Raw genomic sequence first — 21,158 nt, 5'->3', positions numbered from 1 at the left:
ATGAACGACCTTGGCGTCATCGATCGCTTCATGGAGACCTTCATCCGCTACATCGACAGCGGGTTCGGTCTGCTATCGGGCGACCTCGCCTTCCTCACTACCATTCTGATCGGCATTGACATCACACTTGCCGGCCTGGCGTGGGCGCTCGGCGACGAAACCAGCGTTCTCGGCCGGCTTGTCCGCAAGGTGCTCTATGTTGGCGTCTTCGCCTTCATTCTGAACAATTTCAAGAACCTCGCCGATATCGTTTATCGTTCTTTTGCCGGTCTCGGGATTAAGGCGTCGGCCGGCAATCTGTCGGCAGACAATCTCTTGCGCCCGGGCCGCATTGCCGCGACCGGTTTCGAAGGTGCTTGGCCAATGCTTGACCAAGCCAGTCAGCTCCTGGGCTTCCCGGAAATCTTCGGCAACGCACTGACCATCTTCGTGCTGCTGATGGCCTGGTTCCTGGTTATCATCGCCTTCTTCATCCTTTCCATCCAGCTTTTCATCACCATCCTAGAGTTCAAGCTCACCACGCTGGCAGGTTTTGTTTTGGTTCCATTCGCACTTTGGAACCGTTCAGCGTTCCTGGCCGAACGCGTGCTCGGCCATGTTATCTCGTCAGGCATCAAGGTGATGGTGCTCGCCGTCATTGTCGGTATCGGCTCCACGCTCTTCGGGGAGTTCGCTTCCGCATTGCAAGGCAAGGAGCCGGATCTTGCCGGTGCCATGTCCCAGGTACTGGGCGCACTGGCACTGCTTGGCCTTGGCATTTTTGGGCCGGGGATCGCGTCGGGTCTTGTCTCAGGCGCACCGCAGCTTGGGGCGGGCGCCGCCCTCGGCACGACCGCGGCGGCAGCGGGTGTATCACTCGTTGCTGGAGGCACAGCATTTGCTGGCGCGCGTATGGCAACCAGCGGCGGTCTCGCCGCCATCCGAGCCGGCACAACAATGGGATCGGCTGCTTCCACGTCATGGCAGATCGGGCGCGCAACCTCGCCCGACGCTGGCCTCTCCGGTGTGGCTGCTGGAATGCATGGTGTAACCAGTGCAGCTGGCGGCGCCGCTATACGCATAGCGCGATCCGCCACTGCAAGTGTTGGGCGCAACGCCGATGCCGGGCGCGATGCCGCGTGGACCGCGACCGGCGGCGCGCCGACAGCGTCAATGACCGAACGCTCTGCCGGTTCGGCCACTGTTTCGGCGCCGACGTGGGCAAGGCGCCTACGTTCTGAACAGACCGCCCGGGCAAATCGCCACGCTGCCATGCAAGCTGTCCGAGACGGAGACCGGCCGGGAGGCAGCGCCAACCCCTCTCTCAACGACAAGGATGACTAGATGCTCTTCAAGCGACCCGTGCACCGTTACGGCAAAACACCCGAACCGGTCACGCCGTATCAAAAAGCCGCCCAACTGTGGGACGAGCGCATCGGCTCATCTCGACTGCAGGCCAGGAACTGGCGGATCATGGCCCTTGGCTGCCTGGCCTTGGCGACCGGGCTTTCCGGCGGACTCGTATGGCAGTCGATGCAAAGCCGTGTCGTGCCTTATGTCGTCGAGGTCGATGGCTTCGGCGAGACGCGCGCCGTCGCGCCGGCGGTCCGGAATTATGAGCCCTCGGATGCTCAGATCGCCTGGCATCTCGGCCGCTTCATCCAGAATGTCCGTTCCGTTTCCACCGATCCGGTTTTGGTTCGGCAGAACTGGTTGGCAGCGTACGACTTTGCTAGCGATCGCGCAGCGCTCTTCCTCAACGAATACGCCAAGGCGAACGACCCCTTCGGTCAGATCGGAACGCGCAGTGTTTCGGTACAGGTCACCAGCGTGGTCAGAGCCTCCGAAAGTTCATTCCAGGTCAAATGGACCGAGCAGGTGTTTGAGCGCGGAAGCCTTGCCAGCACGATGCGCTGGACTGCGATCCTCACGATCGTGATCCGCTCGCCAAGCAATACGGATCAGCTGCGCAAGAATCCGCTCGGCGTCTTCATCAATGCCATTGACTGGTCACGCGAGCTCGACAGCGCCGTCCCAGCCCCCCTTTCTCCGACGGAGTCCACCAATGAAAGGTAAAATGTCACCGATTCGTGCCGTGCTGATCCTATCGGTGTCGGCAGCGGTCGTTTCCGCTTGTGCATCGAAGAAGGTGCCGCCGCCTGAGATTTCCTATGACGCTGCCGACTTCAAACCGGCCGCGATCGAAAAAGCGCCGGAGAGGCCGATTAGAATTGTCGAGGTGCCAAAACCACTGCCGCTGCCTGGCCAAATGCAGCCCGAGCCCGGCAAGGCCGAGGACAAGCGCCCTCCTGAAGAACGCGTCGCTGATGCCAACAAAGCCGCGACCCAGCAACCCACCAAGTACGGGTATGTTAATGCAGTGCAAGTCTACCCCTTCACCGATGGCGCGCTTTATCAACTCTATGCCGCGCCGGAGCGCGTGACCGACATCGCTCTGCAGCCGGGCGAGAAACTAACCGCCGTGTCGGCTGGCGACACCGTGCGCTGGGTCATTGGCGATACCGCAAGCGGCACCGGTGACAATCAGCGCACCCATGTTCTGGTAAAACCCTTCGCGCCGGGTCTTGCCACCAATGTCGTCATTACGACGGACCGGCGGACCTATCATTTGCAGCTTCAAAGCACCGAGAAGACCGCAATGGCGGCAATCTCCTGGACCTACAGCCAAGACCAGATCATCGCGCTTCGCCAGCGCAATGCTCAAGCCGAGGCAGTTACACCGGTCGCGTCGAACATCGCGCTCGAAAACCTTCGCTTTCGCTACTCAATCAGTGGCGACACACCGCCCTGGAGACCGACGCGAGCCTTCGACGACGGCAGCAAGGTCTATATTGAGTTCCCTCGTCGCATAGATCAGGGCGAGGCGCCACCACTCTTCATCGTCGGCGCAGATGGGAGCAGCGAGCTCGTCAACTATCGCGTGCGCGGCAACTATTACATCGTCGATCGGCTCTTCGCCGCGGCCGAACTTCGCCTCGGCACCAAGCGGCAGCAGGTGATCCGCATCAGCAGGATTGACGGCAGGCAACCGCAACGGCGGATCTCGCTCTTTCGCGGCAGCCGGCGAGGTGAGGGCTCATGATCGAAAATTCCCGCTCTGGCATCCCGCCGAAACTGGATCCCGAGGAACTGCAGCTTCGGGCCTCTCCCCGCCGCGTGGTGCGGTTCAGGCGCGGTGTGATCATCGCTATCGCAGCGCTCGGATCCGGCGCTGTCTTCGGCGTTACCATGATCGCCCTCCAGGGGCCGGCCCTTCGCATCAGGGATCAGGCGGAAGATCTCTACAACACTGAGCGCAAACCAACCGCCGAGGGACTCGATACGCTTCCCCATGACTATTCCGGCATGAAGCCAAAGCCTCCCGTCCTTGGGCTACCTTTGCCGGGCGACCTCGGCCGCCCCATCCTCGAGCGGCAGCGCCAGCTCGGCATCGTGCCGGGCCAAGACATCTCGGCCGAGGAGCAGCGTCTAGCGCAGCAGGCGATCGAAGCGCGTGAATCGCGGGTGCTTTTCCGCGTCGAAAATCGAGCTCAACAGACAGATGTCGGAGAGAGCGTGCAAACTGCTCAGCATCCATTTGAGGCGCTTCCCCAATCCGAAGCAGGACGCGCGTCAGCCTCGGTGGCGGCGGCGGAAGGCGACCAGAACAATCAGCAGCGAAAGCTTGATTTTCTCAGCCAGCGGAGCACTGGCGGGATCTACAATCCGCATGCGCTTCAGACGCCGATCTCGCCATATCAACTGATGGCTGGCAGCGTGATTGCCGCCAGCCTGATCACCGGCATCAATTCCGATTTGCCGGGCCTTGTCGTCGCGCAAGTCACCGAAAATGTGCACGACACGGTCACGGGCAACATATTGCTGATTCCGCAGGGCTCACGTCTTATCGGCGTCTACGACAGCGTCGTCGCGTTCGGGCAAAAGCGAGCGCTGCTGGTCTGGCAGCGCATTCTGCTGCCCGACGGCTCGTCGGCCGAAATCGACAATCTGCCCGCGAGCGACACCGCCGGCTACGCAGGGCTGGAAGACAAAGTCGATTTCCACACTTGGCAGATGATCAAGGGAGTGGCGCTTGCCACATTGCTCGGTGTCGGCACAGAATTCAGCCTCGGCGAAAACGAGAGCGATCTGGTCAAGGCGATCCGGGAATCAGCCCAGCAGAACGCCAGTCGAGCCGGCCAGCGCATCACCGAAAAAAACCTCAATATCCAGCCCACCATCGTCGTCCGCCCAGGTTGGCCACTGCGCGTCATCGTGCACAAGGACATCGTGCTGCGGCCATACGCCAGTTGAGCAGGAGTTATCATGGCTGACCTGAAACTTGGAAAACTTCCGGACCGAACAGCTTCGAAGATCACCATTACCGTCAGCGCGGAGCTGAGCCAAACACTCAAGGAGTATGCTGCACTTTACCGTCAGACCTATGGTCAGTCTGAAACCGTGGCAGAACTCATCCCTTTCATGCTGGCGGCGTTTCTGGAAGGCGACCGAGCCTTTGCCAGGGCCAGAAAAGAACGTCTGCCGACGGAGCTTGCCGGAAAATCGTGACTCCTCCGCTAGGGCAGCTGGAACATTGCCTAGCTGTCGCGACCTACCTGCTCCTCGCGAAGCATAGGATCAAACCCCTTGGAATGTAGGTATGCGCAAGAGAGGATGTGGAAGGAGATACCGCGCAACAGCCTAAGTTTGCATTTTCGATTTGATGCGGTAGTCGCCTATGAGCGGTCAAAACGAACGCAGCTGGTTCGCCGATCGACCAAACGGCGAGCGCACTGTGCTTTGCTCAGACCGCCACCGAGTGCCTCGCCGTTCCCCCTTTGAAATATGTATCGAACTTGGCCGCGATGGTTCGAATGAAGGGGCGACTTTCAGTCCGTACGAGGAAACTGTCACCATCGAATTCAAGCGCTCGGGCAGGATCGTGGAGTGCGATGGACCTCGAGCGATGAAGGAGCTGCTCGCCGGCTTTGCCGAACCGCTCCACCAGATCGACTGCCGAGAAGGCAAAATCACACATCAGCCGCTCGATGATCCAGCCACGGACGCGATCGTCGTCGGAAAGGGCAACGCCGCGGACGGCAGCCAACCCGCCATCCGCAACCATGCGCCCGTACCCGGCAGTCGAAGCCATGTTTTGCACGTAGCCTTGGCGAAAACGACCGATGGACGAAGGGCCAAGTCCGATCAGTGTCGGGCAGCGATCCTCAGTGTAGCCCTGAAAATTGCGATGCAAAACCCCTGCGCGGGCCGCTATGGCCAGCGCATCGTCGGGCTTCGCGAAATGATCGAGTCCTATTGCCTCATATCCCTTGGCGACAATTGCCCGCGCCGCGAGTTGAGATTGGGCGAAACGCTCAGTGGGACTCGGCAGCCATGCCTCGTCGATCATCGTCTGATGCTTCTTGAACCAGGGCACATGTGCGTAGCCGAACAGGGCCATCCGGTCTGGCTCCAAGGTCAGTGCCTGCGCCACCGTGGAACAGATCGTCTCGCGTGTCTGATTCGGGAGCCCGTAGAGCAGGTCCAGATTGACCGATTCGACGCCCCGCGAACGAACCCCGTCGACGACTGCCTTGGTCTGCAAAAAACTCTGCTCACGATTAATTGCTTTTTGCACTTGCGGATCGAAATCCTGCACGCCGAGGCTCGCCCGGGTTACGCCGATTTGAGCAAGTGCATCAAGGCGCGCCTTGTCCATGTCGTTGGTTTCGATTTCGATGCTGACCGTAGCATCCGGGAGAAAGTCGAAGCTGTCCCGCAAGGCCGCTCCAAGAGCAACCATATCATCGGGCCTCAGAATAGTTGGCGAACCGCCACCGAAGTGGATTGCACGGACATGTGCCTTGCCGCTCAGCAGACCGGCAATCGTGACGATTTCGGCATTCAGCGAGCGCAGATAAGCGGCCACCGGCTCATATTGGTGCGTCTGCTTGGTGTGGCAGGCGCAGAACCAGCAGAGCTTGTCGCAGTAAGGAATGTGCAGGTACAGCGAGATTTCGTCGCCGCTTTCCAGCGTCTCCAACCAGCCACGGTAAATGGCAGCATCGATCCCCGAATGGAAATGCGGCGCCGTCGGATAGCTGGTGTAGCGTGGGACGTTCTCGCTGAGTTTGACAGCTATTTCCGATTGCATCTCGCGTTCACCGTGTTGCCCGCCGGAACACTGCACGCATCGCTGAAGCAGACCCTGATCTCGATCAGCCGCGCTCATGGACAAACCGCCGCAGGATTTCTCTACCCTGGATGGGTATCCTGCCGGCAGTTAGGATCGGGTAAGGCGAACGCATGACCTTTCGGCAAGACATTCATAGTTCCGGCATTCCTGTTCTTTGCTTCCCTTGCGAGGCACGGCGTCGCGGTGTCTGCGGTGCGCTCGATCCAGACAATTTGGTTGGGCTCGCCAAGACTTGCTCGCGTCGCCGGATCGAGTCAGGAATGGAGTTGACCGGCGAGGCACAGAACGTCGACAGCTACTCCAACGTGCTTTCAGGCGTTGTAAAGCTATCAAAGAGCCTGTCGGATGGGCGCCAGCAGATCGTCGGTCTCCAGTTTGCACCGGATTTTCTGGGACGTCCTTTCAAGGTGGAAAGCTCGATCAATGCGGAAGCGGCAACAGCAGTCACGCTGTGTTCGTTTCCGCGAGCGGCCGTCGAACGGATGATGAAGGCGTCACGGGAATTCGAGCATCGCCTGCTCAAACAGACGCTGAATGAACTCGATGAGGCGCGCGAGTGGATGGTGACGCTGGGGCGCAAGACAGCTCCGGAAAAGGTAGCGACTTTTCTCCTCATGATGGCCCGGAATATCGATTCCAGTCTCGATGCGGCTTCCGGGTCGGCGTCCTTCGATCTGCCGCTGACGCGTGTCGAAATGTCTGATTTCCTTGGAATCACCAACGAGACCGTGAGCCGCCAACTGACGCGATTGCGGGCTGACGGGGTGATTCGGATTGAGAACGCACGCCATGTGACGGTGGACAGCATAAGCCGTCTGCAGAAGCGCTGTGGCGGCGGACGCGAGCGGCCCTAAGCGGCGAGGCCATGTCGCATGACTCCGGGGCGGGCCGTGTTTGCCTTTTAATGCGATGTTGCCGCGCCTTCGACGAAGCGGCGTCACGGTCGAGACAAACAGCTTTCGGGCTTTGATAGGAACGTGACCAATCGCCAGGTGTGTTTCGGCACATACCGGCGAAGCATGGTCCTTAATCTGCCACGGCTCGGCGGAACGATCGCGTTCGTTTCCAATGGGATCCGAACAACGTTTGGCAGGGCATCGGCAATAGCATCCAACGCGCGCAGGGCCTCAGCTTTCGCCTCAGCGATCGCGTCTGCGCCCGCCCAACCCAGGGAACGCCTTCCATGAGGGGGGTGAGCCCGCGCTGCGTTCCTCGTTCATTCGCCACCTGCTGATTGCGCCGCCGACACAAAATCTTGCGGCCTGACATAGATCAGGGCGAGGGGGCGGCGGCTGCGCGATTAGTGCGCTGCGGATTTGGCATCCACCAGATTCGAGATCGGGATCTGCAATGAAATTCGGCACAGAGATCGTCCTTCTAAGCGTGTTCGCTTTTGCGGCCCTGGTGGCCGCCGGCTTCGGCGTGGATGAACCTTTCCGCCGACACATGTGGGTGTTGTTCTTCGCAGTGGCTGGTTTCACTGCGATCCTGTTGCGCAACACGGAGTTCAAGCCAGCAGCTCCGATTGACCCATCCGCTTACATGGATGGTCCGATCCGCTACGGCGCGATCGCCACCGTGTTCTGGGGTGTCGTCGGCATGCTGGTCGGCGTGGTGATCGCGCTGCAGCTCGCCTACCCCGATCTCAACATCCAGCCCTGGTTCAATTTCGGTCGTTTGCGGCCGTTGCACACATCCGGTGTCGTCTTCGCCTTCGGCGGCAACGCGCTGCTTTGCACGTCTCTGTATGTCGTGCAGCGCACCTGCCGCGCCCGCCTCTTCGGCCGTGATCTGGCCTGGTTCGTCTTCTGGGGCTACCAGCTGTTCATCGTCATGGCCGCGACCGGCTACCTGCTCGGCATCACCGAGGGCCGCGAGTACGCCGAACCCGAATGGTATGTGGATGTCTGGCTGACCATCGTCTGGGTCGCCTACCTCATTCTGTTCCTTGGCACGATCCTGAAGCGCAAGGAACCGCATATCTACGTGGCCAACTGGTTCTACCTGTCGTTCATCGTCACCATCGCGATGCTGCATGTGGTCAACAACCTGTCCATACCAGTCTCGTTCCTGGGCTCCAAGAGCTACTCCGCCTTTTCAGGGGTCCAGGACGCCTTGACGCAATGGTGGTACGGCCACAACGCGGTCGGCTTCTTTCTCACCGCCGGCTTCCTCGGCATGATGTATTATTTCGTGCCCAAGCAGGCGAACCGGCCAGTCTATTCGTACCGGCTGTCGATCGTCCATTTCTGGGCGATCATCTTTCTCTACATCTGGGCCGGGCCGCATCACCTGCACTACACCGCCTTGCCCGATTGGGCGCAGACGCTCGGCATGGTGTTCTCGATCATGCTGTGGATGCCGTCCTGGGGCGGCATGATCAACGGCCTGATGACGCTGTCCGGCGCCTGGGACAAGCTGCGCACCGATCCGATCATACGCATGATGGTGATGGCCGTCGCCTTCTATGGCATGTCGACCTTCGAAGGCCCCATCATGGCGATCCGGGCGGTCAATTCGCTGTCGCATTATACCGACTGGACGATCGGCCACGTCCATTCGGGCGCGCTCGGCTGGGTTGGCATGATCTCGTTCGGCGCAATCTACTACATGGTGCCGAAGCTCTGGAACCGGCAACGGCTCTACTCGTTGCGGCTGGTCACCTGGCATTTCTGGCTGGCGACACTTGGTATCGTTGTCTACGCCGCGGTGATGTGGGTATCCGGCGTCATGCAGGGCCTGATGTGGCGCGAATACGACGAGCAGGGCTTCCTGGTCTACTCCTTCGCCGAGACCGTCGCCGCCATGCACCCCTACTATGTCATGCGCGCCATCGGTGGGGCCATGTACCTCTCCGGCGCGCTGATCATGGCCTGGAACATCACCAGGACCATCCTCGGCCACCAGCGCGAGGAGGAGCCGATGCCGAGCCCCGTCGCCATCCGACCTGCGCGATCAGGAGCCAGGTAATGGGCTTGATGGACAAACACGCAATCATCGAGAAGAACGCCACGCTTCTTCTCGTTGGCTCGCTGCTCGTGGTGACGGTCGGCGGCATCGTCGAGATCGCGCCTCTCTTCTATCTCGACAATACGATCGAGAAGGTGGAAGGCATGCGCCCCTATTCGCCGCTCGAACTTGTCGGGCGCAACATCTATATGCGCGAGGGCTGCTACCTCTGTCATAGCCAGATGATCAGGCCGTTCCGCGACGAAGTTGAGCGCTATGGCCACTACAGCCTAGCTGCCGAGTCCATGTACGATCACCCCTTCCAGTGGGGATCGAAGCGCACCGGGCCGGATCTCGCCAGAGTTGGCGACCGCTACTCGAATGCATGGCATGTCGCGCATCTTACCGACCCGCGCTCGGTGGTGCCGGAATCGATCATGCCGAGCTATGGGTTCCTGAAAGACACGCCGATCGACGTGAAGGATTTCTCAACGCATCTGGTCGCCAACAGGCTTGTAGCCGTCCCTTACACCGATGACATGATCGTCCACGCCAATGCGGATCTGGCGGCGCAGGCCGATCCCAATGCCGACACATCAGGCCTTGAGGCGCGTTACCCAAAAGCCAAGATCGGCGACTTCGACGGCAACCCGCAACAGGTCACCGAAATGGATGCCCTGCTCGCCTACCTGCAGATGCTTGGCACACTGGTCGACTTCAAAAATTACGACGAAGCCGCCGGCTACCGCTGAGGAGAACGCTGATGACCTACAATTTGATGCGGGCGTTTGCCGACAGCTGGGGCCTGGTTGCGATGGCGCTGTTCTTCGTGGGGTGCATCGCCTTTGCCCTACGCCCCGGCAGCCGAAGGCTGGCCGACGAAGCGGCCCGCATTCCGCTCGAGGACGAGTGATCATGAGCGACGAGCATATCGATGAAATCTCTGGCGTCTCGACCACCGGCCACGAATGGGATGGCATCCGGGAGCTGAACAACCCGCTTCCCAGATGGTGGGTTATCACCTTTTACGTCACCATTGTCTGGGCGATAGGCTACACCATCGCCTATCCAGCATGGCCTCTGTTGCACTCGGCGACGAAGGGTGTGCTCGGCTATTCCAGCCGCAACGAGGTCAGGAACGAGCTGACTGCGGCTGAGGCCGCCAAGGGCAAATATATCTCGGCGGTGGAGTCCAAGAGCGTCTCGGAGATCTCCGCGGACGACGGCCTGCGCGAATTCGCAATCGCCGCCGGTGGCGCCGCTTTCAAGGTCAATTGCGTACAATGTCACGGCTCCGGCGCCCAAGGTTCCAAGGGCTTTCCCAATCTCAACGACGACGACTGGCTATGGGGCGGCAAGGCCGAGCAGATCCAGCAGACGATTACGCACGGCATCCGCTTCGCATCCGATCCGGACACGCGCCTGTCGGAAATGCCGGCCTTCGGCGACATCATTACCGCCGACCAGATCGCACAAGTCAGCGCCTACGTGGCCAGCCTTTCCGGCAAGGTCCGCGATGCAAGTCTGATCCAACCCGGCGCCAAGGTCTTTGCCGAGAACTGCGTCGCCTGTCACGGCGACAATGCAAAAGGCAACAGGGAATTCGGCGCCCCCGACCTGACCGATGCGATCTGGCTCTATGGATCCGGTGAGACAGCCATCGCCGCACAGGTCCGTGCGCCAAAACAGGGCGTCATGCCGGCCTGGGTTGGCCGTCTCGGCGAGATCAAGGTCAAGGAACTTGCAGTTTATGTCCATTCGCTTGGCGGCGGAGAATAGGAATGGAAGTCCTATTCTTCGGTCCCCCCTGCCAAGCGGACGAGGCCCGGCGTGAGCCGGGCCTCGACACCATCCCTAATGCGATCTGCACAACCCGGCAAGGCTATCCTACCGCGAGGCTTTACGACAGGTGCCCCTGACATTGGCTGGGAAAGTGGAGTTGCACATGCGTGATAAGACGCAGTTGACACGGCTCGAAACAGAAACTGTCAATTCCGCCAAAACCCGCAAGCCGCTTTATGCCGCGCGTCAAAAGATCTTTCCGAAGCGCGCCTCGGGCAACTTTCGTCGCTTCAAATGGCTGGTGATGACGATCACACTTGGCATCTACTACCTGGCTGCGTGGCTGCCTTGGGCTCGCGGTCCATTTGCCCCGGACCAGGCAGTCCTGCTCGATCTCGCGAACCGGCGCTTCTACTTCTTCTTCATCGAGATATGGCCCCAGGAATTCTTCTATGTGGCCGGCCTCCTGGTCATGGCGGGCGTCGGTCTTTTCCTGATCACCTCGACTGTCGGCCGTGCCTGGTGCGGCTATGCATGCCCTCAGACGGTGTGGGTCGATCTGTTCCTCGTCGTCGAACGTGCGATCGAGGGGGACCGCAACGCCCGCATGAAACTTGACGCAGGTCCCTGGACCGCGCGCAAGCTCATGCTGCGTGTGTCCAAGCACACCATCTGGCTGGTCATAGGGGCGGCGACTGGCGGCGCCTGGATCTTCTACTTTGCCGATGCACCGACGCTGCTCGGCGAGCTCTTCACCGGCACTGCGGCGCCCGTCGCCTACATCACTGTCGCCGTCCTGACGGCTACCACCTACACGTTCGGCGGTCTGATGCGCGAACAGGTCTGCACCTATATGTGCCCGTGGCCCCGCATCCAGGCGGCCATGCTCGATGAAAATTCCCTCACTGTCACCTACAATGACTGGCGCGGCGAACCGCGTTCGCGCCACGCCAAGAAGGTGCTGGCCGCAGGCCAGCCCGTGGGCGACTGCGTCGACTGCAATGCCTGTGTCGCGGTCTGCCCGATGGGGATAGACATTCGCGACGGCCAGCAGCTCGAATGCATCACTTGCGCGCTCTGCATCGACGCCTGTGACGGCGTCATGGACAAGCTCGGCAAGGAGCGTGGGCTGATCGCCTATGCGACGCTCTCCGACTACAACGCCAACATGATGCTGGCGACTGCAGGCGGGTCCAGCTCAGTCAATCCATCGCTGATCAGGACCGCTGATGGCCTGTTCTCCGACAAGGTGGCGCATTTTCACATCCGCAAGATCTTTCGGCCGCGCACCTACGTCTACATGGGCTTGTGGTCGCTGATCGGCCTCGGCCTGCTCTATTCGCTGCTGACGCGCGATCGGCTCGAACTGAACGTATTGCATGATCGCAATCCCCAGTTCGTCACGCTGACCGACGGATCCATCCGCAATGGCTATACCGTCAAGCTGCTCAACATGATCCCCGAGCCGAGGACGATCGTCGTAACCATGCAGGGCCTTGAAGGCGCTGACATGGTCGTCGTCGGCGACGACATCCCCGCAGGCCGTTCCTTCGCCATTCCGGTCGAACCCGACCGCCTGAAAATGCTGAGGGTCTTCGTTCGCCAGCCGGCGGACCAGATCCGCGCTCCGGCACAGACCTTCAAGTTCCGCGTCGAGGACAGAGCCAGCTTTGAGTCGAACGAGTACACCGCCACCTTCAACGCGCCGGAGCCCCTCAGATGACTGCCAATGTACAAAAGCCTCGTGAATTCACCGGCAGGCACATGCTGGTCATCATCCTGGCCTTTTTCGGCGTGGTCATCGCAGTCAATCTGACCATGGCAACGCTCGCCAGCACAAGCTGGACTGGCCTCGTCGTCGAAAACACCTATGTGGCGAGCCAGCAATTCAACAAGAAGGCCGAGGAAGGACGGGCGCAGGCAGCACTTGGCTGGACCGGCAAGCTGACCATCGCATGGGGCGAAGTTCGCTATGGCCTCGCCGACGTCGCCGGCAAGCCGGTTCCCTTGCACGGCGTCAAGGTGCTGTTTCGCCATCCCGCGTACGAGAAGGAGGACAAGTCGGTCACCCTCGCACCCGCCTCGGGCCAGGAATTCGCAGCCCAGCACATGCCGAAGGACGGCGTCTGGATTGTCGAAGTCGACGCCGACGCCGGTCTGGACAAACCGTATCGCGACGTCCGCCGGATCATGATTTCCAATGGAGCGCTGCAATGAGTTGTTGTGCACCGGGCGCCGAAATGGCGCTTGATCTGGTCAACACCGGATCGGTCCTGCCGTCCAGCCAGGAGATCAGGCTGGCGAGCCGATCGCTTGGCGATGATCTTCACCAGACCGATCTTTCAGTACCGACGGTTCATTGCGCAGGCTGCATCCAGACGATCGAGACGGCGCTGGGAAAGCTCGATCGCGTCGAGAGCGCCCGCGTCAACCTGTCGACGAAACGGGTCTCTGTCCGGTGGCGTGGTGACGAGGTCCCACCGTTCGTCGTCGCGCTTGGGCGGCTAGGCTACCAGGCGCATCTCTTCCCTTCCGAGGTCGGCGACAAGGACAGGACGTTATCGGATTTGATCCGCGCGGTCGCGGTTGCCGGCTTTGCGGCGGGCAACATCATGCTGCTTTCGGTCTCGGTCTGGTCCGGCGCCGAAGGTGCTACCCGCGACCTGTTTCACTGGGTCTCGGCGCTGATCGCCATTCCTGCCCTCGCCTTCGCCGGCGGCATCTTCTTCCGTTCGGCCTGGAATGCTTTGCGCCATGGCCGCATGAATATGGACGTGCCGATCGCGGTCGGTGTTTCGCTCGCCTACGCCATGAGCCTCTACGAGACGATCAACCATGGCGATCACGCCTATTTTGACGCGTCGGTATCGCTGCTGTTCTTCCTGTTGATCGGCCGCACGTTGGATCACGTGATGCGCGAACGTGCCCGGACCGCTGTGAAAGGCCTGTCCCAGTTGGCCGCACATGGCGCCATGGTGCTGCGCAGCGACGGCGCGCGCGACTATTTGCCGGTCGGCGAGATCGAACCAGGCATGCGGTTGTTGATCGCAGCCGGTGAGAGGATCCCCGTCGACGGCAAGATCATCCAGGGAACGTCGGATCTCGACTGCTCGCTGGCCTCAGGCGAAAGCACGCCGAAAAACGTGGCGCCGGGCGAAGCAGTTCAGGCCGGCGTGCTCAATCTTACCGGCCCGCTGACGATTGAGGCGACAGCCGCCGCGAAGGATTCGTTTCTGGCGGAAATGGTTCGTCTTATGGAAGCCGCAGAGGGCGGCCGCGCGCATTATCGCCGGATCGCCGATCGCGTTTCAGCGCTCTATGCCCCGGTGGTTCATCTCACAGCCTTCGCGACGTTCCTTGGCTGGATGGCGGTGACCGGCGACTGGCACCGGGCGATAACCATCGCCATTGCCGTTCTGATCATCACCTGCCCGTGCGCGCTCGGCCTCGCCGTACCGATCGTTCAGGTGGTCGCCGCGCGGCGCCTGTTTGAGAACGGCATCATGGTAAAGGACGGTTCTGCCATGGAGCGCCTGGCGACGATTGATACAGCGGTGTTCGACAAGACCGGAACGCTCACGCTCGGCCAGCCCCGGCTGGTCAATGCATCGTCGATCGATCCGGCCATGCTGGCAGTCGCGGGAGACATGGCTACGCATTCCCGCCATCCTTTTTCAAAGGCCATAGCCGGTTTTGCCCATCCCGGCGGGCAGTACAAATTTGATGCCGTCACCGAGCATCCAGGGTTTGGAATCGAAGCCACTGGAGCCGGAAGCACCTGGCGGCTAGGCCGACGCGGATGGGCTGGATGGAGAGCCCGGACCGGTGGTGAAGGCAAACATGGCGGAACCGTGCTGACAAAAGACGGGTTCATTGTCGCGACCTTCGATTTTGAGGACGCGCTGCGCGCAGACGCCAAGGCGGCGATCGGGCAATTGAGCCATGCCGGGGTGTCAGTGGAAATGCTGTCGGGCGATACTGCGGGTGCCTGCGGTGAAGTCGCAGAAATGCTGGGTGTCAAGGACTTCGTTCCGTGCCTGCTGCCATCCGGCAAGGTCGAGCGCATCGAGACCCTGGCGAAAGACGGACACAAGGTTCTGATGGTTGGCGACGGCCTCAACGACACGCCGGCGCTCAGCGCGGCGCATGTCTCGATCGCTCCAGCTACCGCCGCCGACATTGGCCGCAATGCCGCCGACTTCGTATTCCTGCGCGAAAGCCTTCTGGCAGTGCCTCTCGCGCTGGACGTCTCGCGCAAGGCGGGACACCTGATCCGCCAGAACATCGCGATTGCGATCGTCTACAATGCGGTGGCAGTACCAATCGCCATCCTCGGGCACGCCACGCCTTTGTTAGCGGCGATTGCCATGTCTGCCTCATCGGTGCTTGTTATTGGAAACGCATTGCGCTTGCACGGCTTCGGGGCGAATGCGACGCTGCAAGTTATTCAAAAAGTCGGACGCTCCGCAGTCAGCTATTCGGCATAATCCTCGTGACGACGTTGCTCTATCTCATACCAGTGGCCCTTTTTCTGGGTGCACTGGGTGTGTCCGGCTTCGTCTGGGCATTGCGAAGCGGTCAATACGAAGATCTCGACGGAGCCGCCGAGCGGATACTAATTGATCGGGACGACAAACCGGAACGCTGATTTCAATCCGCTGTGCATAAGATGCGCGGATCGCGCTCGTCAGTCGAGCCGGCTCGGTCGGGAACAAGCTGTCCATGCTCCATGCTCCATGCTCCATGACCATCTTGACCTAAGCTGCACACTACATTTGTGAAAAGCCTCTGTCGTGCGAAGGACTGCCTCCCATTGCACCCAGTATGAGGCGGCTGATGCCACGAGAGTACCTCGCGTGGCCGGACGAGAGCTTGGCCATGTGCGCACGGGTTCCAAAGTGGAACGTCACGGTCGATCACCTGACCGTGAACCGCCAGTGCCGATTGGTCATGTCTGGCTGATCCAGATCAGGGTCATACTCATCGGTGTGTTCTATTGACCAGTCTTCGACGGAGAAATGCATGACTTACGGAAAGATTGGTCGTCATTATCAGCACCTTCACGGTTCTGGGTTTTCTGTCGTGTGGTCGGCCATGCCTTGTGCTTACGGCGCAGCCATTAGCTGACCGGCGTCGTGTGTATCTCGCTTGCTGGCTGACCATCCGCGTGGCTGCGCGGACACGGGGGCCGATCAACAGCTTTCGCCTTTGATGGGTTGTGTGCGTCGAAAGTGGCCTTCTTTGGGCTGACTTCGTAGAAATGTTCCAGGGCTCGCATCCAGCGCCGAAGATCCTCGTGATGTCAACGTGCTGCGGAGCATCATCGGGGTTGGGACGTGCGTTTTCGAGATCGATCAACCGTCCGAAGTTGATCATTGGTTCGAGTGACGCGCGCTATTTCGACGACTATGTCGCCGCGTGGGCTTTGCTCTATCGGCGACTGAATTGCAAGGACATCGACATCGAAGCCATGCAGCAGGTTCTTGATGAGATATGCGCGGTCGTGGATAAAAGTTTCCGCTACCTTGGCTGGGATGACGAGAGAGAGCGCTACGTTCGATACCCTCGCAAGAGAGCCCGCTTCGACGTCGTGGAGCGTGAGTAGTATGCGCAAGGGTTCCAGGTGGAATGTGGCGATCGATGCGGCGCGGCCGTGGCTGACCAGCGTCGCGAGTGTCTCGCTTGCTGGCGGCGATCTGCGCGGCTGCGCGGCCAAAGGGCGGGATCGGTTAGCCGCATCCACCTCTGAGCGCTTTGAGTGCTTCGTTGCCGATCGATGCGAATCTCCCGGCCCAGCGCCTTTAGGCAATGCGGCGGCCACGGAGCTCATGTCACTCGGCTCAGTTCCACCGTTACACGAGGATAGGCGACCGGATGGCGGCACGCTGATGGGCTCTGACGATAATTTTGACATCGTTGTCGTTGGAGCCGGCCCGGTCGGCCTTTCGTTCGCTGCGTCGCTTGCCCAAAGCGAACTCAAGGTGGCAGTTGTTGAACAGAACACATTCGATAGTCTGGCGAATCCGGCTTTCGATGGTCGCGAAATCGCGCTGACCAACGCTTCGATCAGAACCCTTCGCGAGCTCGGCGCCTGGGATGTCATCCCGGCTTCGGACAAATCAGCACTTCAAGGCGCGCGCGTGCTCAACGGCTCGAGCGCATTCGCTCTTCGTTTCGATCCTCCCAGCAACTCTGGAGAACCGCTGGGGGTTTTGGTTCCAAATTGCCGGATCCGCGAGGCGCTGTTCAAAATCGTCCGCTTGCAGGATCGCGCCCGGCTGTTGTGCGGCCACTCGGTCGTCGATGCAACAAACAGCCAAGAAGGAGCAGTCGTAACGCTCTCTAATGGCGCGCGTTTAACTGCTCGGCTGGTTGTTGCCGCGGATTCGCGTTTGTCCGCCACGCGTGATCTGCTAGGCATCGGCGCCGATATCAACCGGCTTGGCCACTCGATGCTGATTTGCCGAGTGAGGCACGAGCGCGCCCACCACCAGATCGCCATCGAATGGTTCGATCACCATCAGACGATAGCGATGTTGCCCCTCGCGGAGGGCATGTCGTCGCTGCTGCTCACATTGCGCTCAAACGAGGCCTATAGACTGCTTGCCTTCGATGATGATTTGTTCCTGTCGGAGTTGACGAAACGGTGTCGAGGGCGCCTTGGAAAAATGACCTTGGCAAGCAAGCGCCACACCTATCCGCTGGTCACGACCTGGGCGCACAAATTCCGGGCGCCGAGCGCCGCACTCATCGGCGACGCTGCCATCGGCATGCACCCGGTGACCGCTCACGGATTCAACATCGGTCTCAGCAGCCAGAAGCAACTCGCCCGTGGAATCATGACTGCGTGCCGCGACGGCCGCAATGTTGGCGACCCCGACATGCTGCATATATACGAAAGGCGGCTGCGCCTGTCGGCGGCGCCGCTCTACCATGCAACGAACATATTGATTGGACTCTACTCCAGAGACCACCTGGCGGCACGGCTTGCAAGGCATCTGGGGCTTCGCTTTGCCCAACATGTTCCCCTTGTCCGGCATGGGATATCGGCGGAGCTCCAGCGGTGATACTGCACCAGCAGTCGCATTTTTGCGCGTGCTGGGCGAGCGATGGGAGAGAGTGCATGATGCACCGGAGTAATCCTGCTCCCCGACGCTGATCTCCGATTGAAGAATTAACCCGTCCTTCAGGGGGGCTGCATAGGCTGCGGACAAGCAGGAGTAAGCAAGCTGACCCGTCCAGCCTTGGAAAAGAAGATCCGCTGGAGGCGAGAATCCTTCAGGACCAGCTCGCTGATCTGAGGGCAGGCCTTTTCGTCTCAATGCCGATAAGCATTGTGCTGTCCGGGCTGATTTTGACCGTGCAGGCCCTTTCCGGGAACGGTCTTGCTGGCGCGGCCTGGTTTTCGGTCGTTAATGCGATAAATGCCGCCCGCCTTGCACTCGCCCGTCATCAGCTGAAGGAACCCGGAGTCCAGGATGATCTGACACGGGTTTGGCTGCGGCTTCGCTGGTTTGGCAGGCTTGCTCTTCTGGCGGGATTCACCTGGTCATTCCTTGCCATCCTAACGGCTGGATACACGACGTCTCAAGCATCGCTGCATCTAATAATTCTGGCGGGCATTTCAGCTGGCGCGGTCACGTACGGCAGCTCATATGCTGCGGCAGCGATATGCTTCATCACACCGCCACTCCTCATTGCCGCCGCATGTTTGCTGACGAAGGGAGCCCCGGAAAACTACATTCTGGCTTTTGCCGTCCTGCTTTTCGAGGGCGGCCTGGTTCGATCCTCGTTCGTTGGACAAGCGCGCTTCCGTGACGCGAGCCGCCTGAGACATCAAGCCGAGCGGCTTGCCGCGGAAATGGAGCGCAATTCCAGGGAGGACCATCTTACCGCGCTCCTCAACAGGCGGGGCCTCGAACATGCAATCGATCAGTTTGAGAACACCGATGGACCCTTTGTGGCCATGCTGATTGATCTGGACGGGTTCAAATCTGTCAACGGTACCTACGGTCACAGAACGGGTGACGAGCTGCTTGCCAGGATCGCCCGCCGAATAGAGGAAGAAGCACCGGAGGGCTCAACGCTCGCCCGCATCGGTGGGGATGAATTCGTGCTGGTTTTTTCTTCGCGAAAGAATTCTCCTTCTCCCACCAATCTCGCGTCCAATCTCATAGCCAAGCTTGCTCGCCCCTATCCTGGGATCGCATCCGTCCGCATTGGAGCGTCTATAGGAATCTACTTGGCTGAAAACCCCGGACTGACGGAAATGTTGTTGCGGGCCGACATCGCCCTTTACACAGCTAAGCGCCGCGGCAGGAATGAATTTTGTCTGTTCGGTGCCGAGCTAGCCCGGGAACTGCAACGCCGCCAGTCAATCGAACGCGATCTTCATTCGGCGATAACGATGAGAAGCTTGGTCGCTTGGTTTCAGCCAATCGTAAGACTCGAAACTGAAGCGTCGTCGGTTTTGAAGCCTTGCTAAGATGGTCTCACCCGCTTCACGGTCCCATTTCTCCGCCCGAGATCATGACAGCGGCACGCGAAACTGGAATGCTTCAGCTGCTAACTCAAACGGTATTCGCCGACTGTTGCGCTCTTATCGAGGGCTTGGTCAAAGCTGACCGTCGTGATGTTCGTGTGGCGATGAATGTTTCACCGCGCGAGTTGGAAGCTGGCGATATTGACGAGATGATTCTTAATGGTCTGGCGGCAAAAGACCTCCCTGCAACGATGTTCGACATCGAGATTACCGAAGAAGCCCCAGTGGATCCGGACAGAGTGGATGAAAAGCTCGGCCAGCTTTCACATGCTGGCATTTCTATCGCGCTCGAGGACTTCGGCACCGGTTTTTCGACGTTGGCATCGCTCAAGGACAGTCGGATCAGGAAAGTGAAAATAGATCAGGGCTTCATTCGCGGCTTAGCCAAGTCCCGGGAGAATCGGCTGCTTGTCAAAGCGGTGATTGACCTTGGTAGGACGCTCGGGATCGAGGTCATGGCCGAGGGCGTTGAAACAGAGGCAGATCGGCAAACTCTGTACAAGCTTGGCTGCAGAACCGCGCAGGGCTTCCTGTTCTCTAAGGCAGTGCCTCTCCATTTGGCACTTGATTCGGTAGTAAAAGAGCACGCGAAGGAGTTGTGACCGGCCTCTCCGTCCGTGCTGCTCGCGGAACTTTCATGTGGGGTGGACCTGACGCGCGAAAGCCGTTTCGGACGGTAGAGTTATTACGGGGGCGAAACTGAGCACGTGGTTTGGATAGCAGCAATCCGGTCCACCGGCGCACATGCAGCGGCTTCATACAAGCGTTCAAGTTGCGAGATGAGCTTGAGTGAACGACGTCGGAGAATTGCGTCCCTTGGACGCTGGTTTCGCGGTTCCCGTAGGATTCGATTACGGGAAGCGTTCTTGGCTGCTTCTCGGCTCAGCGCTCATCTGGATGAACAACGTACCCGCGGTCAAGGTTTTCGCGACCTCAACCCAGTCACCATCCCGCAACAGCAGCGGTCGGGTCCTGATCAAGCGCTCAGCCTCAGCACAGGTGCTGGAGCAACGGTAGAGCGCGGAAAACGTGTATCGGAATGCGCTGGCTCACCATAGGAAGCTGCCACGGCATGTCGAATGTCCCCAGGGGGCGGGACCGTTCCCTTGCATTTGTCTCGATGACGGGCTCTCAAAGCTAAAGCCAAGAGAGCTTTATAAAAATCGCACCCGATCGGCTGCGCAACGACGACCAGCTGAGGCCCGATCGGGTGCTAAGGTCGTGCCAAAAAAGGCGCGTCACTGTCGCATTTCTAGCCGGCTTGCGATCGGACGTCATCTCTTGGCGATCGTTGCCCCTTCTCTCAAATGCGCTTAGCGGCGCCGACGGCGAATAGCGCAAGCTTTTCCACCCGTTTCTACTCCACTACCGAGACTCGTCACCAACCTCCTTTTATTCGCTTCCATATGGCCCATCCTGTCTCCAATCGAGGAGGAGCGCGAACATGGGCCAAGCCGTAGAACGTCTCAGTCTCGGGAATTCTTCTGCTCGCCAAACTGCCGTTGTCACCGGCACCATATTTGGCAGGGTGACAGTGAACGACAAGATATCAGGCGTTCTTGTCTGGGCTGAACTATGCTTGCAAGCCATAACCCAAAAATCGCCGATCCCTTTGAATTCGAGCCGGATGAATGGGTGTTTCAAAATTTTTGGCGGTTTTAGGCAGAACCCTCCGATGGCCCGCGTACCGGTCAAGCTTCGTGAGCACTT

At 59.8% G+C, this 21,158-nt stretch carries 19 protein-coding genes; 18 read left to right on the top strand and 1 reads right to left on the bottom strand.

Annotated features, from left to right (window positions below; all coding sequences use genetic code 11):
- Genes trbL through EN861_RS08025 form a run of 5 tightly spaced genes read left to right on the top strand, consistent with a single transcriptional unit; the run spans nt 1 to nt 4,548 of the window.
- On the top strand, nt 1-1,323 hold the full coding sequence (gene trbL, locus EN861_RS08045) for a P-type conjugative transfer protein TrbL (protein WP_126057783.1): 1,323 nt from the start codon (nt 1-3) through the stop codon (nt 1,321-1,323).
- Complete coding sequence (gene trbF / locus EN861_RS08040; protein WP_126063930.1) at nt 1,324-2,055, top strand: conjugal transfer protein TrbF; 732 nt, start codon at nt 1,324-1,326, stop codon at nt 2,053-2,055.
- A 1-nt stretch (nt 2,056) separates the two neighbouring features.
- Nucleotides 2,057-3,082 (top strand): P-type conjugative transfer protein TrbG, encoded by a 1,026-nt coding sequence (gene trbG, locus EN861_RS08035; RefSeq protein ID WP_127232321.1) that lies wholly within the window; start codon nt 2,057-2,059, stop codon nt 3,080-3,082.
- Nucleotides 3,079-4,293, top strand: coding sequence for a TrbI/VirB10 family protein (locus EN861_RS08030; RefSeq protein ID WP_126057785.1), 1,215 nt, complete (start codon nt 3,079-3,081; stop codon nt 4,291-4,293). Before trbG ends, EN861_RS08030 begins: the two co-directional genes overlap by 4 nt.
- 12 nt (nt 4,294-4,305) lie before the next feature.
- The gene (locus tag EN861_RS08025) at nt 4,306-4,548 is read left to right on the top strand and encodes a DUF2274 domain-containing protein (RefSeq protein WP_126057786.1); all 243 of its coding nucleotides are present in this window, start codon (nt 4,306-4,308) and stop codon (nt 4,546-4,548) included.
- A gap of 235 nt (nt 4,549-4,783) precedes the next feature.
- Here the strand turns inward: EN861_RS08025 and hemN are convergent, their stop codons facing one another.
- Nucleotides 4,784-6,133 (bottom strand): oxygen-independent coproporphyrinogen III oxidase, encoded by a 1,350-nt coding sequence (gene hemN / locus EN861_RS08020; RefSeq protein ID WP_126059321.1) that lies wholly within the window; start codon nt 6,131-6,133, stop codon nt 4,784-4,786.
- 152 nt (nt 6,134-6,285) lie between these two features.
- Here hemN and EN861_RS08015 point away from each other — a divergent pair, with 152 nt between their 5' ends.
- The 13 genes from EN861_RS08015 to EN861_RS36085 all read left to right on the top strand — a co-directional run bounded on the left by EN861_RS08015 (nt 6,286) and on the right by EN861_RS36085 (nt 20,050).
- Entirely contained in the window at nt 6,286-7,029 is a 744-nt protein-coding gene (locus EN861_RS08015; protein ID WP_135863265.1) for a Crp/Fnr family transcriptional regulator, read from the top strand.
- Nucleotides 7,030-7,525: 496 nt separating this feature from the next.
- On the top strand, nt 7,526-9,145 hold the full coding sequence (gene ccoN, locus EN861_RS08010) for a cytochrome-c oxidase, cbb3-type subunit I (protein ID WP_126057788.1): 1,620 nt from the start codon (nt 7,526-7,528) through the stop codon (nt 9,143-9,145).
- Nucleotides 9,145-9,876, top strand: a complete 732-nt coding sequence (gene ccoO / locus EN861_RS08005) for a cytochrome-c oxidase, cbb3-type subunit II (protein ID WP_126057789.1) — start codon at nt 9,145-9,147, stop codon at nt 9,874-9,876. Before ccoN ends, ccoO begins: the two co-directional genes overlap by 1 nt.
- An 11-nt stretch (nt 9,877-9,887) precedes the next feature.
- Complete coding sequence (locus tag EN861_RS08000; RefSeq protein WP_024502864.1) at nt 9,888-10,037, top strand: cbb3-type cytochrome c oxidase subunit 3; 150 nt, start codon at nt 9,888-9,890, stop codon at nt 10,035-10,037.
- A 2-nt stretch (nt 10,038-10,039) separates the two neighbouring features.
- Nucleotides 10,040-10,903 carry a cytochrome-c oxidase, cbb3-type subunit III gene (gene ccoP, locus EN861_RS07995; RefSeq protein ID WP_126057790.1) on the top strand — a complete coding sequence of 288 codons (864 nt, stop codon included), beginning with the start codon at nt 10,040-10,042 and terminating at the stop codon, nt 10,901-10,903.
- A 166-nt stretch (nt 10,904-11,069) separates the two neighbouring features.
- Nucleotides 11,070-12,629, top strand: a complete 1,560-nt coding sequence (gene ccoG / locus EN861_RS07990; RefSeq protein ID WP_126057791.1) for a cytochrome c oxidase accessory protein CcoG — start codon at nt 11,070-11,072, stop codon at nt 12,627-12,629.
- Nucleotides 12,626-13,123: a FixH family protein gene (locus tag EN861_RS07985; RefSeq protein ID WP_126057792.1), complete on the top strand. Its 498-nt coding sequence runs from the start codon at nt 12,626-12,628 to the stop codon at nt 13,121-13,123. The genes ccoG and EN861_RS07985 overlap by 4 nt, the downstream gene beginning before the upstream one ends.
- A complete protein-coding gene (locus EN861_RS07980; protein ID WP_126059322.1) occupies nt 13,120-15,393 on the top strand; it encodes a cation-translocating P-type ATPase in 2,274 nt (757 codons plus the stop codon). The genes EN861_RS07985 and EN861_RS07980 overlap by 4 nt, the downstream gene beginning before the upstream one ends.
- 5 nt (nt 15,394-15,398) lie before the next feature.
- Nucleotides 15,399-15,554, top strand: a complete 156-nt coding sequence (ccoS, locus tag EN861_RS07975) for a cbb3-type cytochrome oxidase assembly protein CcoS (RefSeq protein WP_081714250.1) — start codon at nt 15,399-15,401, stop codon at nt 15,552-15,554.
- A 681-nt stretch (nt 15,555-16,235) separates the two neighbouring features.
- Nucleotides 16,236-16,511: a hypothetical protein gene (locus tag EN861_RS07970; protein WP_126063931.1), complete on the top strand. Its 276-nt coding sequence runs from the start codon at nt 16,236-16,238 to the stop codon at nt 16,509-16,511.
- Between the two features lie 280 nt (nt 16,512-16,791).
- The gene (gene ubiM / locus EN861_RS07965; protein WP_185928959.1) at nt 16,792-17,973 is read left to right on the top strand and encodes a 5-demethoxyubiquinol-8 5-hydroxylase UbiM; all 1,182 of its coding nucleotides are present in this window, start codon (nt 16,792-16,794) and stop codon (nt 17,971-17,973) included.
- Nucleotides 17,974-18,227: 254 nt separating this feature from the next.
- Nucleotides 18,228-19,391 carry a GGDEF domain-containing protein gene (locus EN861_RS36090; RefSeq protein WP_245455339.1) on the top strand — a complete coding sequence of 388 codons (1,164 nt, stop codon included), beginning with the start codon at nt 18,228-18,230 and terminating at the stop codon, nt 19,389-19,391.
- Nucleotides 19,385-20,050, top strand: a complete 666-nt coding sequence (locus tag EN861_RS36085) for an EAL domain-containing protein (protein WP_245454739.1) — start codon at nt 19,385-19,387, stop codon at nt 20,048-20,050. Before EN861_RS36090 ends, EN861_RS36085 begins: the two co-directional genes overlap by 7 nt.
- Nucleotides 20,051-21,158: the final 1,108 nt, after the last annotated feature.

The sequence above is a fragment of the Mesorhizobium sp. M8A.F.Ca.ET.218.01.1.1 genome, assembly GCF_004791165.1.
GTDB lineage: Bacteria > Pseudomonadota > Alphaproteobacteria > Rhizobiales > Rhizobiaceae > Mesorhizobium.
The sequence above is the reverse complement of the archived record's forward strand: the minus strand, read 5'-3'. Positions and strand labels throughout refer to the sequence as shown.

Bases quoted from the DNA above. Each gene is read 5' to 3' on its own strand.
- ccoN (WP_126057788.1), top strand. From the start codon at position 7,526: ATGAAATTCGGCACAGAGATCGTCCTTCTAAGCGTGTTCGCTTTTGCG.
- EN861_RS08030 (WP_126057785.1), top strand. From the start codon at position 3,079: ATGATCGAAAATTCCCGCTCTGGCATCCCGCCGAAACTGGATCCCGAG.
- trbL (WP_126057783.1), top strand. From the start codon at position 1: ATGAACGACCTTGGCGTCATCGATCGCTTCATGGAGACCTTCATCCGC.
- ccoP (WP_126057790.1), top strand. From the start codon at position 10,040: ATGAGCGACGAGCATATCGATGAAATCTCTGGCGTCTCGACCACCGGC.
- ccoG (WP_126057791.1), top strand. From the start codon at position 11,070: ATGCGTGATAAGACGCAGTTGACACGGCTCGAAACAGAAACTGTCAAT.
- EN861_RS08015 (WP_135863265.1), top strand. From the start codon at position 6,286: ATGACCTTTCGGCAAGACATTCATAGTTCCGGCATTCCTGTTCTTTGC.
- EN861_RS36090 (WP_245455339.1), top strand. From the start codon at position 18,228: ATGCCGATAAGCATTGTGCTGTCCGGGCTGATTTTGACCGTGCAGGCC.
- trbF (WP_126063930.1), top strand. From the start codon at position 1,324: ATGCTCTTCAAGCGACCCGTGCACCGTTACGGCAAAACACCCGAACCG.
- ccoO (WP_126057789.1), top strand. From the start codon at position 9,145: ATGGGCTTGATGGACAAACACGCAATCATCGAGAAGAACGCCACGCTT.
- EN861_RS07980 (WP_126059322.1), top strand. From the start codon at position 13,120: ATGAGTTGTTGTGCACCGGGCGCCGAAATGGCGCTTGATCTGGTCAAC.
- EN861_RS08000 (WP_024502864.1), top strand. From the start codon at position 9,888: ATGACCTACAATTTGATGCGGGCGTTTGCCGACAGCTGGGGCCTGGTT.
- EN861_RS07985 (WP_126057792.1), top strand. From the start codon at position 12,626: ATGACTGCCAATGTACAAAAGCCTCGTGAATTCACCGGCAGGCACATG.
- trbG (WP_127232321.1), top strand. From the start codon at position 2,057: ATGTCACCGATTCGTGCCGTGCTGATCCTATCGGTGTCGGCAGCGGTC.
- hemN (WP_126059321.1), bottom strand. From the start codon at position 6,133: ATGCAATCGGAAATAGCTGTCAAACTCAGCGAGAACGTCCCACGCTAC.
- EN861_RS08025 (WP_126057786.1), top strand. From the start codon at position 4,306: ATGGCTGACCTGAAACTTGGAAAACTTCCGGACCGAACAGCTTCGAAG.